General features: G+C 65.1%; 10 protein-coding genes. 7 read left to right on the top strand and 3 right to left on the bottom strand.

What is annotated here, in order from left to right; translation table 11 throughout:
- Positions 1 to 11: 11 nt before the first annotated feature.
- The 5 genes from J2R76_RS07160 to J2R76_RS07140 all read left to right on the top strand — a co-directional run bounded on the left by J2R76_RS07160 (position 12) and on the right by J2R76_RS07140 (position 12,090).
- Positions 12 to 6,302, top strand: a complete 6,291-nt coding sequence (locus J2R76_RS07160; RefSeq protein WP_057018674.1) for a HAMP domain-containing protein — start codon at positions 12 to 14, stop codon at positions 6,300 to 6,302.
- 16 nt (positions 6,303 to 6,318) lie between these two features.
- Positions 6,319 to 7,815: a sensor histidine kinase gene (locus tag J2R76_RS07155; RefSeq protein ID WP_057018673.1), complete on the top strand. Its 1,497-nt coding sequence runs from the start codon at positions 6,319 to 6,321 to the stop codon at positions 7,813 to 7,815.
- Between the two features lie 83 nt (positions 7,816 to 7,898).
- Positions 7,899 to 9,056, top strand: a complete 1,158-nt coding sequence (locus J2R76_RS07150) for an HlyD family secretion protein (RefSeq protein ID WP_253623888.1) — start codon at positions 7,899 to 7,901, stop codon at positions 9,054 to 9,056.
- Positions 9,053 to 10,666 carry a DHA2 family efflux MFS transporter permease subunit gene (locus J2R76_RS07145; protein ID WP_057018671.1) on the top strand — a complete coding sequence of 538 codons (1,614 nt, stop codon included), beginning with the start codon at positions 9,053 to 9,055 and terminating at the stop codon, positions 10,664 to 10,666. Before J2R76_RS07150 ends, J2R76_RS07145 begins: the two co-directional genes overlap by 4 nt.
- Positions 10,667 to 10,746: 80 nt before the next feature.
- A complete protein-coding gene (locus J2R76_RS07140; protein WP_253623887.1) occupies positions 10,747 to 12,090 on the top strand; it encodes a sorbosone dehydrogenase family protein in 1,344 nt (447 codons plus the stop codon).
- 18 nt (positions 12,091 to 12,108) lie between these two features.
- Here J2R76_RS07140 and J2R76_RS07135 read toward each other — a convergent pair whose 3' ends face one another.
- Positions 12,109 to 12,366 (bottom strand): hypothetical protein, encoded by a 258-nt coding sequence (locus J2R76_RS07135; protein ID WP_028332011.1) that lies wholly within the window; start codon positions 12,364 to 12,366, stop codon positions 12,109 to 12,111.
- Between the two features lie 200 nt (positions 12,367 to 12,566).
- On the opposite strand from J2R76_RS07135, the gene J2R76_RS07130 reads away from it, so the two are divergent.
- Positions 12,567 to 13,385: an aminoglycoside phosphotransferase family protein gene (locus tag J2R76_RS07130; RefSeq protein ID WP_253623886.1), complete on the top strand. Its 819-nt coding sequence runs from the start codon at positions 12,567 to 12,569 to the stop codon at positions 13,383 to 13,385.
- Positions 13,386 to 13,397: 12 nt separating this feature from the next.
- Here the strand turns inward: J2R76_RS07130 and J2R76_RS07125 are convergent, their stop codons facing one another.
- Together J2R76_RS07125 and J2R76_RS07120 are read right to left on the bottom strand one after the other, a co-directional pair.
- Positions 13,398 to 13,565 carry a hypothetical protein gene (locus tag J2R76_RS07125; RefSeq protein ID WP_016847764.1) on the bottom strand — a complete coding sequence of 56 codons (168 nt, stop codon included), beginning with the start codon at positions 13,563 to 13,565 and terminating at the stop codon, positions 13,398 to 13,400.
- Positions 13,566 to 13,651: 86 nt separating this feature from the next.
- Entirely contained in the window at positions 13,652 to 14,110 is a 459-nt protein-coding gene (locus J2R76_RS07120; protein WP_028340657.1) for a helix-turn-helix domain-containing protein, read from the bottom strand.
- Between the two features lie 150 nt (positions 14,111 to 14,260).
- Between J2R76_RS07120 and J2R76_RS07115 the strand changes: the two genes are divergently transcribed.
- Positions 14,261 to 15,181, top strand: coding sequence for an alpha/beta fold hydrolase (locus J2R76_RS07115; RefSeq protein WP_168856382.1), 921 nt, complete (start codon positions 14,261 to 14,263; stop codon positions 15,179 to 15,181).
- Positions 15,182 to 15,185: the final 4 nt, after the last annotated feature.

Raw genomic sequence — 15,185 nt, 5'->3', positions numbered from 1 at the left:
GGGGAAATTACATGACCGATCTCGGTTCGTCGCCTCGTCCCCGTGCTGATACGCGCCGCAGCCAGCAATCAAACGGAAGCCTCGATTCTTCGCATGACCTGCTGCAGTCGCTGCAGGCGATGCGCGCCGGCGATTTCTCGGTCCGGATGCGTGGCGACTATCTCGGCATCGACGGCAAGATCGCGGACGCCTTCAACGAAATCGCAGCCGCCAACGAGCGCATGGCGCAGCAATTGGCGCGCGTCGGCCAGGTCGTCGGCCGCGAGGGACAGACCCGCCAGCGCGTCAATTTCGGCCTCGCCAGCGGCGCCTGGGCCGATATGGAGAGTTCGGTCAACACGCTGATCGATGATCTGCTGTGGCCGACGCGCGAGGTCACCCGCGCGGTCGCTGCGGTGGCGCAAGGCGACCTGCTGCAGACCGTGCAGCTCGACGTCGAGGGCCGGCCGTTGCGCGGCGAATTCCTGCAGTCGGCGAACATCGTCAACACGATGATCAAGCAGCTCTCGGTGTTCACCTCGGAGGTCACGCGCGTGGCGCGCGAAGTCGGCACCGAGGGCAAGCTCGGCGGCCAGGCCCAGGTGCCGGAAGTGACCGGCGTCTGGAAGGACCTGACCGAGAGCGTCAACTCGATGGCCAACAATTTGACCGGCCAGGTCCGCAACATCGCCGAGGTGACGATCGCGGTCGCCAACGGCGACCTGTCCAAGAAGATCACGGTCGACGTTCGCGGCGAGATCCTGCAGCTGAAGGAAGCCATCAATACGATGGTCGATCAGCTGCGTTCGTTCGCCTCCGAAGTGACGCGCGTGGCGCGCGAGGTCGGCACCGACGGCAAGCTCGGCGGCCAGGCGATCGTGCCCGGCGTCGCCGGTACCTGGAAGGACCTCACCGACTCGGTGAACGCGATGTGCGGCAACCTGACCGCCCAGGTACGCAACATCGCCAACGTGACCACGGCCGTGGCGCGCGGCGACCTGTCGCGCAAGATCACGGTCGACGTCAGCGGCGAGATTTTGGAGCTGAAGGACACCATCAACACGATGGTGGACCAGCTCAACTCGTTCGCGTCGGAAGTGACGCGTGTGGCGCGCGAGGTCGGCACCGAGGGCAAGCTCGGCGGCCAGGCCCAGGTGCCCGGCGTTGCCGGCACCTGGAAGGACCTGACCGACAACGTCAACTTCATGGCGTCGAACCTGACTGCGCAGGTCCGCAACATCGCCGACGTCGCGACCGCGATCGCCGGCGGCGACCTCTCGAAGAAGATCACGGTCAACGTGTCGGGCGAGATCCTTCAGCTGAAGGAAACGTTGAACACCATGGTCGACCAGCTCAACGCGTTCGCGTCGGAAGTGACGCGCGTGGCGCGCGAGGTCGGCACCGAAGGCAAGCTCGGCGGCCAGGCCAACGTGCTCGGCGTCGCCGGCACCTGGAAGGATCTGACCGACAACGTCAACTTCATGGCGTCGAACCTGACCGCGCAGGTGCGCAACATCGCCGCCGTGACGACCGCGGTCGCTGGCGGCGACCTCTCGAAGAAAATCACGGTGGACGTGCGCGGGGAAATCCTCGAGCTGAAGGACACCATCAACACGATGGTCGATCAGCTCAACGCCTTCGCCGGCGAAGTGACGCGCGTGGCGCGCGAGGTCGGCACCGAAGGCAAGCTCGGCGGCCAGGCCGAGGTGCGCGGCGTCGCCGGCACCTGGAAGGATCTCACCGACAGCGTCAACTCGATGGCCTCGAACCTGACCGCGCAGGTCCGCAACATCGCTGAGGTCGCGACCGCGGTGGCGAAGGGCGACCTGTCGAAGAAGATCACGGTGAACGTGTCGGGCGAAATCCTTCAGCTGAAGGAAACGCTGAACACGATGGTGGACCAGCTCAACGCCTTCGCCGGTGAGGTGACTCGCGTGGCGCGCGAGGTCGGTACCGACGGCAAGCTCGGCGGCCAGGCCGAGGTGCCCGGCGTCGCCGGCACCTGGAAGGACCTGACGGACAGCGTCAACTCGATGGCCGGCAATCTCACGGCGCAGGTTCGTAACATCGCCGAGGTCGCGACCGCGATCGCCGGCGGCGACCTGTCGCGCAAGATCACCGTCGACGTGCGCGGCGAGATCCTTCAGCTGAAGCAAACGCTGAACACGATGGTCGACCAGCTCAACCGCTTCGCGGGCGAGGTGACGCGCGTGGCGCGCGAGGTCGGCACCGACGGCAGCCTCGGCGGCCAGGCCAACGTGCCCGGCGTCGCCGGCACCTGGAAAGACTTGACCGACAACGTCAACTCGATGGCCGGCAACCTGACCGCGCAGGTCCGCAACATCGCCGAGGTGACGACCGCCGTGGCGCGCGGTGACTTATCGCGCAAGATCACCGTCGACGTGAAGGGCGAAATCCTCGAGCTCAAGAACACCATCAACACGATGGTGGACCAGCTCAATGCGTTTGCGGGCGAGGTGACGCGTGTGGCGCGCGAGGTCGGCACCGAGGGCAAGCTCGGCGGCCAGGCCGAAGTGCCCGGCGTCGCCGGCACCTGGAAGGATTTGACCGACAACGTCAACTTCATGGCGTCGAACCTGACCGCGCAGGTCCGCAACATCGCCGAGGTCGCGAGCGCGATCGCCGGCGGCGACCTGTCGAAGAAGATCACCGTGGACGTGCGCGGCGAGATCCTGCTGCTCAAGGACACCCTGAACACGATGGTCGAGCAGCTGCGCTCGTTCGCCGCCGAAGTGACGCGCGTGGCGCGCGAGGTCGGCACCGAGGGACGGCTCGGTGGCCAGGCCGTGGTGCCCGGCGTCGGCGGCACCTGGAAGGACCTCACCGACAACGTCAACCTGCTGGCGGCGAACCTGACCACCCAGGTGCGCAACATCGCCGAAGTCACCACCGCGGTGGCGCGCGGCGACCTGTCGCGCAAGATCACGGTCGACGTGAAGGGCGAAATCCTCGAGCTCAAGAACACCATCAACACCATGGTCGACCAGCTCAACGCCTTCGCCGGCGAGGTGACGCGCGTGGCGCGCGAGGTCGGCACCGAGGGCAAGCTCGGCGGCCAGGCCGAGGTGCGCGGCGTTGCCGGCACCTGGAAGGACCTCACCGACACCGTGAACGTCATGGCGGTCAACCTGACCGAGCAGGTGCGCGGCATCGTCAAGGTGGTGACCGCGGTCGCCAACGGCGACCTGAAGCAGAACCTGACGGTGAAGTCGAAGGGCGAGGTGGCCGCGCTCGCCGACACCATCAACAACATGACCGAGACGCTTGCGACCTTCGCCGAACAGGTCACCAGCGTGGCGCGCGAGGTCGGCGTCGAGGGACGGCTCGGCGGTCAGGCCAACGTGCCCGGCGCGGCCGGCACCTGGAAGGATCTCACCGGCAACGTCAACCTACTCGCGGCCAACCTGACCTCGCAGGTGCGCGCGATCGCGGAAGTGGCGACCGCCGTGACCAAGGGCGACCTGACGCGCTCGATCCAGGTCGACGTCCGCGGCGAGGTCGCCGAGCTCAAGGACAACATCAACACGATGATCGGGAACCTCCGTCTCACCACGGAGCGCAACACCGAACAGGACTGGCTGAAGACCAATCTGGCGCGCTTCACCAACATGCTGCAGGGCCAGCGCGATCTTGCGACCGTCGGCCGGCTGCTGCTGACCGAGCTTGCGCCGCTGATCAACGCGCATATGGGCGTGATCTACCAGGTCGACAATCCCGAGAATGCGCAGTTGCGCCTGTTGTCGGCCTATGCCAGCGACAGCAGCAATCCGCATCCGCAGATCGTCCAGTTCGGCGAGGGATTGATCGGCCAATGCGCGCTCGACAAGCGCCAGCGTCTCGTCTCCGAAATTCCCGGCGATGCGGTGCCGATCAATTCGGCCTTGATGCGGATCATGCCGAAGAACCTCGTCGTGTTTCCGGTGCAGTTTGAGAACCAGGTCAAGGCGGTGATCGAGCTGTCCTCGATCTCCTCGTTCACGACCTCGCAGATCACCTTCCTCGAACAGTTGACCGACAGTATCGGCATCGTGCTCAACAGCATCGAGGCGACGATGCAGACCGAGGCGCTGCTCAAGCAGTCGCAACAGCTCGCCGGCGAGTTGCAGACCCAGCAGAAGGAATTGCAGCAGACCAACGATCAGCTGGAGCAGAAGGCCCAGCAGCTGGCCGAACGCAATGTCGACGTCGAGCGCAAGAACCAGGAAATCGAGCAGGCGCGGCGCGCGCTGGAAGAAAAGGCGACCGAGCTGTCGTTGACTTCGAAGTACAAATCCGAATTCCTCGCCAACATGTCGCACGAGTTGCGGACCCCGCTGAACTCGATCCTGATCCTGGGCCAGCAGCTCACCGAAAATCCCGACGGCAATCTGACCGGCAAGCAGGTCGAGTTTGCCCGCACCATTCACGGCGCCGGCACCGACCTGTTGAACCTGATCAGCGACATCCTCGATCTCTCCAAGATCGAGTCCGGCACGGTGACGGTCGACGCCGAGGAGATTTTGACATCGAGCCTGCTCGAGACCGTCGGACGGCCGTTCCGGCACGAGGCGGAGAACCGGCATCTCTCGTTCAGCATCGATGTCGACGCCAATCTTGCGCGCAGCATGGTGACCGACTCCAAGCGGCTGCAGCAGGTGCTCAAGAACCTGTTGTCGAATGCGTTCAAGTTCACCGCGGAAGGCGGCGTCAGCCTGACCGTGTCGGCCGCGCTCGGCGGCTGGAGTGTGGAGCATCCGATCCTCAACGCGGCGCCTGCGGTCGTTGCGTTCGAGGTGTCGGATACCGGCATCGGCATTCCACAGGACAAGCAGAAGCTGATCTTCGAGGCGTTCCAGCAAGCCGACGCCGGCACCAGCCGCAAATATGGCGGCACCGGTCTTGGACTGGCGATCAGCCGTGAGCTCGCGGGTCTGCTCGGCGGCGAGATCCATCTGCGCAGTGCGACGGGCAAGGGCTCGACCTTCACGCTCTATCTGCCGCTGAAATATGCCGGACCCTCGGTGGCACTGCGCCCGCAGGCTCAGCCGATCGCGATGCCGCACGCGCCGGCGCCGGCACTGCAGGCTTCGGGCGCGCAGGAGCGTGTGATCGAGCAGCTTCCGGACGACCGGCTCGATCTCGAGCCCGGCGACACCATCCTGCTGATCGTCGAGGACGATCCGCATTACGCGCGGGTGCTGATCGATCTGGCGCGCGACAAGGGCTTCAAGGTGCTGGTCGCAAGCCGCGGCGCCGAAGCGCTGGATCTGGCCAAGCAGTTCCAGCCGAGCGCGGTGTCGCTCGACGTCTTCCTGCCCGACATGCTCGGCTGGACGGTGCTGAGCCAGCTCAAGCACAATCCGCTGACCCGTCACATTCCGGTTCAGATCATCACGCTCGACGAGGACCGGCAGCACGCGCTGGCGCGCGGCGCGTTCTCCTTCGTCAACAAGCCGACGACGACGGAAGGCGTCAGCGCTGCGCTGTCGCAGATCAAGGAATACGCCAGACCACGCCGCAAGCGCCTGCTGATCGTGGAGGACAATGCGGCGGAGCAGCTCAGCATCACCGAACTGCTCGGGCACGAGGATATCGAGATCGTGACCACCGGCACCGGGGCAGGGGCGCTCTCGACGATGCGCGAAAATCCGTGCGACTGCGTCGTGCTCGACCTGCGCCTGCCCGACATGAGCGGTTTCGAAGTGCTGGATCAGATCCGCAAGGACGAGACGCTGTCCAATATACCCGTCGTCGTGTTTACGGGCCGGGAACTTTCAGCGGAAGAAGACGCGGAACTGCATACGATGGCGCGCAGCATCGTCGTCAAGGGCGTGGAATCGCCGGAGCGTCTGCTCGACGAAACGTCACTGTTCCTGCACCGTGTGATCACGGAATTGCCCGTCGAAAAACAGAGGATGCTGGAGAAGCTCAATAGTTCCGATGAGGATCTTATTGGCAAGACCGCACTGCTGGTCGACGACGATGCCCGCAACATCTTCGCGCTCTCGAGCGTGTTGGAGCGGCGAGGTATGAAGGTGTTGACTGCGACAACCGGTCACGAGGCCATCTCGCTGGTCGAATCCAATCCCAAGATTGCGATCGTGCTGATGGACATCATGATGCCGCAGATGGACGGTTACCAGACCATCGGCGCCATCCGGCAAAACTCCGCCTTCGCGCGGCTGCCGATCATCGCGCTGACCGCGAAGGCGATGAAAGGCGATCGAGAGAAATGCCTGGAGGCAGGCGCGTCCGACTATCTGGCGAAACCCGTGAACACCGAGCAACTGCTGCTGGCGATCCGCATGTGGCTGCACCGCTGATCGGCGATCGAACATGATGGACCACGAAAAGGTAAACATCCTTCTGGTCGATGACCAGCCGGCGAAGCTGCTGGCCTATGAGGTCATCCTGAAGGAGCTCGGCGAGACACTGGTCGCCGCGTCGTCGGGCCGCGAGGCGCTGGAGTTCCTGCTCAAGAACGAAGTCGCGGTCATCCTGGTCGACGTCTGCATGCCAGAGCTCGACGGCTTCGAGCTCGCGGCGATGATCCGCGACCATCCGCGCTTCCAGAAGACCGCGATGATCTTCATCTCGGCAATCCAGGTCAGCGATATCGACCGGCTCCGCGGCTACGAGATGGGCGCGGTCGATTACGTGCCGGTGCCCGTCGTGCCCGAGGTGCTGCGGGCAAAGATCCGCGTGTTCGCCGAGCTCTACCGCAAGACACGACAGCTCGAACGCCTCAACGCGGAGCTCGAGGACCGCGTGCGCGCACGCACCGCCGAGCTCGAGCAGTCGACCACGCGACTGGTCGAAAGCGAGGCACGCCGCAGCATGGCGATTGCGGCCGGCAAGATGGGCTCGTGGGACTGGGATTGGGTCAACGGCGACTGGATGTGGGACGAGGGGCAATACAAGATCTTCGGCGTCGACCCGAAATCCTTCAAGCTCACCTCCGACAATATACAAGCGCTGTTTCATCCCGACGATGTCGAGCACCTCCGGCAAGCCTGGACCGGCTTCGGCAAGGGCCAGACGTCCTATGAAACCGAATTCCGCGTCATGCGGCCGGACGGCGAAGTGCGCTGGTGCGTCGGTACAGCCGCGGCCACCAGCGACCGCAACGGCAAGGTGGTACGGGTGAGCGGCGTCACCGTCGACATCACCGATCGCAAGAAGGCCGAGGAGCGGCAGAGCCTGTTGACCCGCGAGGTGGACCATCGCGCCAAGAACGCGCTCGCGCTGGCACAATCGATCGTGCGGCTTACGCGCGCGCAGAACGTGACCGCCTATGTGCGGGCGGTCGAGGGCCGCATCACGGCGCTGGCACGCGTTCACACCGTGCTGTCGCTGTCGAGCTGGCAGGGCGCCGAAATCCGGCGGCTGGTCGCCGAGGAGATCGCGCCGTATTCGGAAGCCGGACAGATCCAGATCGATGGCGAAGAGGTGCAGTTGCAGCCCGCGACCGCGCAGACCTTGGCGCTGGCGCTGCATGAGCTCGTCACCAACTCCGCCAAATACGGTAGCCTGTCGGTGCTGTCGGGCCGGCTTGCGATCACCTGGGAACTGCACGACGAAACGCTGATCCTGGCCTGGGTGGAATCCGGCGGACCTCCCGTGACCAAGCCGAAGCAGAGAGGTTTCGGCACGAGAAGCGTCATCGCCAGCATCGAGACCCAGCTCGGCGGCCGCGCCGACTTCGATTGGCGCACCGAGGGCCTGGTGTGCCGGCTCACGGTTCCGCTCAAGGCGCTGGCCGGAGAGCCCGCGGCCTACCGCGATTTGTCGACGGCCGAGCAGCGCCAGCCCATGGTCAGTTCCAGGGCCGTGTAGCGCCTCCCATCGAACAGGAACCAAGCGCCGGACGCTGCGGTTAACGGGGCTTGATCGCTCCATTCGTGGCTTGAGGTGCTGCCTTGGATGCCCAAACCCGAGAGCGCGGGCCGTCCGGGGAGAAGCCGCGGCAGCCCGAGCGCAACCCCGAGCAAGGATCGCGACCCGACCGCGGATCCGCGCCACAGCAGGAAACCGAGCGCAAGCCATCGATGCGCGACCGGCTGCGCGAGCACTGGCTGCTTGCCACAGTCGGCGCCTGTCTGCTCCTGCTCGCGATCATCGGTGGCGTGAGCTATTGGCTCAACGTGCGTCACTATGAATCGACCGATGACGCGTTCGTGGCCGCACGCAGCTTTGCGGTGGCGGCGAAGGTCGGCGGCTATGTCGTCGAGGTCCCCGTCACCGACAACCAGCACGTCAATGCCGGCGATCTCCTCGCGAGGATCGACGAGCGCGACTACAAGATATCAGTCGATCAGGCCAGCGCACAGGTCGCGGTCGCAGAGGCCAATATCGCCAATGTCGAGGCCCAGATCGACAGCCAGCAGGAGCAGATCAAGGAAGCCAAGGCGCAGCAGCAACAGGCCGAGGCGCAATTGAAGTTCGCGCGGGAGGAGGCGGAGCGCGCCCAGAACCTCGTCGAAAAGGGCGCGGGCACGGTGCAGCGGCAGCAGCAGACCCGCTCGGATCTCGACGCCCAGCAGGCCAATGCCAGCCGCGCCAGAACGGCAGTGACTGCCGCAGAGCTCGGCGTCAAGACGCTTGAGGCTCAGCTCAAGAGCAGCAAGGCATCGCTGGAGCAGGCGCAGGCCCAGCTCGATCAGGCCAAATTGAACCTGCAATATACCCGCATCGTCGCAGCGCAATCCGGACGCGTCGTCAAGCTGAGCGGCGCGGTCGGCACTTATGTGGCGCCGGCCCAGAGCGTCATGATGTTCGTTCCTGACGAGGTCTGGATCACCGCCAACTACAAGGAAACGCAGCTGACGGACATGCGCCCGGGCCAGCCGGTCGAGATCAGGATCGATGCGTATCCGGGGCGCAAGCTCACTGGCCGCGTGGCTTCGGTTCAGCCGGGCTCGGGCACTGCGTTCAGCCTGCTGCCGGCGGAGAACGCGACCGGCAATTTCGTCAAGGTCGTGCAGCGCGTTCCCGTGAAGATCGTGATCGACAATTGGCCGAATGACGTTCCGATCGGGCCGGGCATGTCGGTCGTGCCCTGGACCAGGGTGCGATGAGCGACGTTGCGGCAGGCGGCGGCGCGGCCTGGTCGCCGGAGCGTTCGGCTGCCGGCGGACATAATCCTTATCTGATTGCCTTCGTCGTCTCGATCGCGACATTCATGGAGGTGCTGGACACCACGATCGCGAACGTGGCCTTGCGCCATATCGCGGGCGGCCTGGCCGTCGGCATCGACGAGAGCACCTATGTGATCACCAGCTATCTGGTCGCCAACGCGATCGTGCTGTCGATCTCGGGCTGGCTCTCGACCGTGATCGGCCGCAAGCGCTTCTACATGATCTGCGTCGGCACCTTCGCGTTCGCGTCCCTGCTGTGCGGGCTTGCCTGGAGCCTAGAGGCGCTGGTTCTGTTCCGGATCATCCAGGGCCTTGGCGGCGGCGGGATGGCGACGAGCGAGCAGGCGATCCTCGCCGACTCCTTTCCGCCGGCCAAGCGTGGCCAGGCGTTCGCGATCTACGGCGTCGCGGTGGTGGTTGCTCCCGTGGTCGGGCCAACGCTCGGCGGCTGGATCACCGATACCTATAGCTGGCACTGGATCTTTCTGATCAACGTGCCGATGGGCTTGCTCTCGCTGTTCCTGGTCGGGACGCTGGTCAAGGAGCCGTTCGGCGCCGAGCAGGAGCGCAAGGAGCTCCTCAAGGACGGCCTGCGCGTCGACTACATCGGCTTCGTACTGGTCGCGATCGGGCTCGGTTCGCTCGAATTCGTGCTCGACGAAGGCCAGCGCAAGGACTGGTTCGGGTCCAACATGATCGTCGGCTTCGCGCTGGCCTCTGCGATTTGCCTGATCGCGCTGATCCCCTGGGAGCTGACGCGCAAGGACCCGATCGTCGATCTCCGCCTGCTGGGACGTCGCCAGTTCGGATCGTGCTTCCTGGTGATGCTGTGCACCGGCGCGGTGCTGATCTCGTCGACGCAGCTCCTGCCGCAGCTGTTGCAGACCGAGCTGAACTATACTGCGCTGCTTGCCGGGCTCGCACTGTCGCCCGGCGGCGTCGTCACCCTGATCTTGATGCCGGTGGTCGGCCATCTGGTCAGCCGCGTCCAGCCGAAATATCTGATCGCGATCGGCGGCTGCATCGTCGCATTCTCGATGTGGCATCTGACGGGACTGAACGGCGACATCACCTATGGCTATGCTGCGCTCTCACGCATCTTTCTCTCCGCCGGGCTTCCGTTCCTGTTTCTCCCCGTCACGACGGCCTCATATGACGGCGTGCCGCCGGACAAGACCAACCAAGCCTCGGCGCTGATCAACGTCGCGCGCAACATCGGCGGGTCGATGGGCGTCGCACTCGCCCAGACCGCGCTGGCGCAACGCCAGCAATTCCACCAGAGCCGGCTGGTCGAACATGCCGCGCCGTCCGACATCGGGTATCAGCAGACCATCGACACGATGACGCGCTTCTTTGAGGCACAGGGGTCGAACGCATCGGACGCCGCGTCCCAGGCGGTCGCCTGGGTCGGCCAGACCTTGCAGCGGCAGGTCGACCTGCTCGCCTATATCGACGTGTTCTGGATGCTCTCGATCATCGGCCTCGTGATGATCCCGCTGGCGCTGATCATCAAACCGGTCGATCTGACGGCGCCACCCAAGGGACATTAGAGCAGACGACATTGTGAACGCGGGAGCGGCCGAACCACGCTATGAACGGCGTGGCCGAAGGGAAATCGCGCGAGGAGCATATGCCCAGGACGAGTCTTGTCGGTGCGGGTCTGTCGGTCGTCTTCCTCGCGGCGATCAGCATCACGCGGTCGGGCGCCGAGCCCGTGCTGAAAGGCGCGGAAGCCTTCGGCGACTGGCAACGCGACAAGCCGGGCACGGTGCGCCTGATCACGCCGCAGGACTTACCCAAGCCCGGGGCAACGGCGTCGAGCAGCAAGTTTCCGCGCGTCATGCCGAGACCTGCGTCGGCCGCGCCGCAGGTGCCGGCAGGGTTCAAGGTCGAACTGTTTGCGAGCGGGCTCAGCGGTCCGCGGATCATCCGGACCGCGCCCAATGGCGATATCTACGTGGTGGAAACGGGCTCCGGCCGCATTCGTATCCTGCGCAGCGCCGAGGGCGCCACCAGGCCTGCGACCAATGAAGTCTACGCAACCGGCCTGAACCAGCCGTTCGGCATCGCGTTCTTTCCGAGCGGTGACAATCCGCAATGGCTCTATGTCGCCAACACCGACAGCGTCGTGCGCTTTGCCTACCGTAACGGCGATCTCAAGGCGTCGGGAAAACCCGAGACGATCGTCGCCCGGCTGCCGCCCGGCTACGGCCATTCCACGCGTGATATCGTGTTCACGACGGACGACAAGCGGATGCTGGTGTCTGTCGGCTCCGCCGGCAACGCAGGCGAGGGGCTGGGTCGCCCGCCGAAGGGCATCGAGGCCTGGAGCCGCGACCATGCGCTCGGCGCGGCATGGGGCGACGAGACCGATCGCGCCGCCGTGCTCGCCTTCGATCCTGATGGCAAGAACCAGAAGCTGTTTGCCACGGGGATCCGCAACTGCGTCGGACTTGCGATCCAGCCCGGAAGCGGCACGCCGTGGTGCTCGACCAACGAGCGCGATGGCCGCGGCGACAATCTTGTGCCCGACTATGTGACACGGGTCCGCGAAGGCGCGTTCTACGGCTGGCCCTGGTACTACATCGGCGGCAACGAAGACCCCGCGCATGCCGGCGCGCGGCCCGACCTGAAGGACAAGGTGACGGTCCCCGACGTGCTGTTGCAGGCCCACTCGGCGTCGCTTGGCCTGACCTTCTACACCGGCAGCAGCTTTCCGCCGGAGTATCGCGGCGATGCCTTTGCCGCCGAACACGGCTCGTGGAATCGGTCGAAGCGGACCGGCTACAAGGTCATTCGCATCAGGCTGAAGGACGGCGTGCCGACCGGCGAGTACGAGGATTTCGTCACCGGCTTTGTGATCGGCGACAATGAGGTCTGGGGCCGTCCGGTCGGTGTGACGGTCGCTCGCGACGGCGCACTGCTGGTCTCCGAAGACGGCAACGGCACGATCTGGCGCGTCAGCCGCGACTAATGCTCCAGACGGCGCGCGCTAGCCGAGTCCGTCCTTGAGGCCATACTCCTCGTAGATGGTCAGGGGATCGGTGTCGGGAAACAACCGGCACTTGGCCTGCGCAAGATGCAGCGTGACGGCGCCGGCCTCACATCTGGCGGTCAGAATTTTTCGGACATCCTCCATATGCGCGCGCGGCTGATGCTTTGTCGGCAGCTGTTCGAGCGCCACCAGCGCTGTGGCCAGGGCCTCCGTGACCACCCATTCGTCGTGTCCGGTAATTCCCTTTCGCGGCATCGCCACACCCTCCGTAGCACCGGCTGCGACATTGTAGCGCGAGATGGGTGGGGGCTGTCATCAGCCAACATGGCCAGGGCAGCGGGAACCGGTTCGCGTGGCCCTGCCACGATGCGCCGCAGGGAACCGGCGTGGCAGCACGCGGAAGCAATGATTAGAACCACGAGGCTCGCTTCTTCGTCCCCGGTCAGTCCACCCAAATGTTCGCTCCCTATCTCTCGGCCTGGAGCCTTGTCCCCGACGGCGACCCGATCGTGACGCGCGCCGCACGGTTGCTGCCGGTGCGCCGGCATGGGGAGCCGGCCATGCTCAAGCTCTCGCACGAGCCGGACGAGCGCCTCGGTGCCATCGTGATGGAGTGGTGGGACGGCGAAGGTGCGGCGCGGGTTCTTGCCCGTGACGGCGACGCCCTTCTGCTCGAGAGGGCGACGGGATCGGCTTCGCTCAGCGAAATGGCGCGAACCGGCCGGGACGACGAGGCCTGCAGGATTCTCTGCGCAACGGCTGATCGGCTTCACGCCGAGCGAGCGAAGCCGCGGCCGGATCTGACGCCGCTGACGCACTGGTTTCGTGAGTTGTGGCCCGCGGCGAGGGCGCATGGCGGCATTCTGAACCGATCGGCGGAAGTTGCCGAAGCTCTGCTGGGCAGTCAGCGCGAGATCGTGGTCCTGCATGGCGACCTGCACCATGACAACGTGCTCGACTTCGGCGCGCGCGGCTGGCTTGCGATCGATCCGAAGCATCTCGTCGGCGAGCGCGGCTTCGACTTCGCCAACATCTTCACCAATCCGGATCTTGCGGATCCGACACGGCCGGTCGCGACCGAACCCGGACGCTTTGCGCGGCGACTCGACATCGTCGTTGAAGCCGCGCGGCTGGATCGCCGGCGCCTGCTGTCATGGATCGTAGCCTGGACCGGCTTGTCGGCCGCATGGTTTCTGGGGGATGACGATCCGCTCGCCGAAATCGACCTTACGATTGCACAGCTCGCCGCCGCCGAACTCGACCGGATGGCGTAGGGCGCGCAGCGACTACGCCGCCGCGGCGCTGGCTCCACTCAGCGACACGCTCAAAATCCGCCACTTCGAGATATCGAAGAAATAGGCGGCCTTGATGCGCGCGGAAGCGGGGTCCGGCGCCTGAATCGCGGTGTGGAATTGCCGCGTCCCATCGCTCAGCGAAATCCGGAATGTCTGCATTGGTCGAACCTCCACGCGCGGATGCTGCGGCACGGAGAGTTAACATCCGGTTGCCGTTGACGGCGCGCGCGACACGCTTGCTTCACTCACTCAGGTGAAGCCGGCGGCAGCCGCACCATCGTGTCCTCCGCGCCAACGACGCGTCCATCTTGCGCGCGCAATTCGAGCCGTCGCACCGGCAGCCCGTTCTTGCGGTCGACCAGCAGCACATGCGCCTCATCGGGCTCAAAGAAGAAATCCTCACCCCACTGCCGGAGCGCCACGAGGAGCGGGAAGAGGCCGCGTCCCTTTTCGGTCAGCACATATTCCTGGTAGGGGCTGCCGTCGCTTGCGGGCACCGTCTCCATGATGCCGTGCGCCAGAAGATTGCGGAGCCGCGCCGAGAGGATGTTCTTGGCAAGCCCGAGGCTCTTCTGAAATTCGCCGAAGCGGCGCAGCCCGTCGAACGCATCGCGGACAATCAGCAGCGACCACCAGTCGCCGATCGCATCCAGCGGCCGGGCAACGCCGCACATCGAGTCCCTGTGGCTCACTCGCTTGGCCATCGTGATCCTCAACACTCATTCCCTGGGGGATGATCGGCGCTCAGAGCCGCGGCCGGAAAACCACCCGATCGTGGGTTCGATATATTGGTTGCAAAATAAAACCTCAAGCGATACACGATGGTTGCAAATTAAAACCTCCTGAGGTGCGCCATGATCCAAGCCGACGCCGCGTTCGACGGCACTTTTCCTTTCGCACCGCATTTCAGCGCGGCGCCGGGCTTTCAGATGCATTATGTCGACGAAGGTCCGCGGGACGGCGAGGTGCTGCTTTGCCTGCACGGCGAACCAAGCTGGGGCTATCTGTTCCGCCACCTCGTGCCGAGCCTCAGTGCGACGCACCGGGTGGTCGTTCCGGATCACATGGGTTTTGGCAAGAGCGCGACGCCGGCGCATCGCAGCTATTGGCTTCAGGACCATGTCGACAATCTCGAAGCGCTGGTCCGCGCGCTCGATCTCACCGACATCACGCTGGTCATGCATGATTTCGGCGGCCCGGTCGGCATGGGGCTGGCGGCCCGGCATCCGGGCCGGATTCGCCGCATCGTCTCCGCCAACGGGCCAACGCCGTTCGGGCAGAGCGATCTGTTCGATCGCGTCGCCGCCAACGCGCAGGTCTCGCCGTGGTTTCAATGGATCGCAAAGGCCGAGGCGAGCGGCGACCTTGAGCCGGTTCTCGGACAGCTCGGCTTCAACATTTTGAGCACGCTGAAGCTCAACGGATTCGAGAACAACGCCGTCATCACGGACGCCTGGCTCGCCGCCTACGGCGCGCACTTCGCCCGTCCGGCGGACTGCCTCGGTGCGATCGGCTGGGCCAAGGGCTTTGCGACCGGCGCGCATCAATTCCAGACGCCCGATCCCGCCGCCCACCGCTTGATCCGCAGCAAGCCTGCGCTCGCGATCTGGGGCGAGGCGGACCGCACGCTGCGCGCGGAGCATTTCCTGCCGCTGTTTTCCGCAATCTTCCCGACGGCGCCGGTCAGACGCCTTGCCGGCGTCGGGCATTACTGCTTCGAGGATGCGCCTGGGGAAATCGCCGGCCTGATTGCGGAGTTCATGCGGCAGACGTGACTAC

Origin of the sequence: Bradyrhizobium sp. USDA 4532 (genome assembly GCF_024171315.1) — a bacterium.
Taxonomy (GTDB): Bacteria; Pseudomonadota; Alphaproteobacteria; order Rhizobiales; family Xanthobacteraceae; genus Bradyrhizobium; species Bradyrhizobium australafricanum.
This window is presented reverse-complemented; position numbering and strand designations above follow the sequence as displayed.

Bases quoted from the DNA above. Each gene is read 5' to 3' on its own strand.
- J2R76_RS07155 (WP_057018673.1), top strand. From the start codon at position 6,319: ATGGACCACGAAAAGGTAAACATCCTTCTGGTCGATGACCAGCCGGCG.
- J2R76_RS07115 (WP_168856382.1), top strand. From the start codon at position 14,261: ATGATCCAAGCCGACGCCGCGTTCGACGGCACTTTTCCTTTCGCACCG.
- J2R76_RS07130 (WP_253623886.1), top strand. From the start codon at position 12,567: ATGTTCGCTCCCTATCTCTCGGCCTGGAGCCTTGTCCCCGACGGCGAC.
- J2R76_RS07140 (WP_253623887.1), top strand. From the start codon at position 10,747: ATGCCCAGGACGAGTCTTGTCGGTGCGGGTCTGTCGGTCGTCTTCCTC.
- J2R76_RS07160 (WP_057018674.1), top strand. From the start codon at position 12: ATGACCGATCTCGGTTCGTCGCCTCGTCCCCGTGCTGATACGCGCCGC.
- J2R76_RS07125 (WP_016847764.1), bottom strand. From the start codon at position 13,565: ATGCAGACATTCCGGATTTCGCTGAGCGATGGGACGCGGCAATTCCAC.
- J2R76_RS07145 (WP_057018671.1), top strand. From the start codon at position 9,053: ATGAGCGACGTTGCGGCAGGCGGCGGCGCGGCCTGGTCGCCGGAGCGT.
- J2R76_RS07120 (WP_028340657.1), bottom strand. From the start codon at position 14,110: ATGGCCAAGCGAGTGAGCCACAGGGACTCGATGTGCGGCGTTGCCCGG.
- J2R76_RS07135 (WP_028332011.1), bottom strand. From the start codon at position 12,366: ATGCCGCGAAAGGGAATTACCGGACACGACGAATGGGTGGTCACGGAG.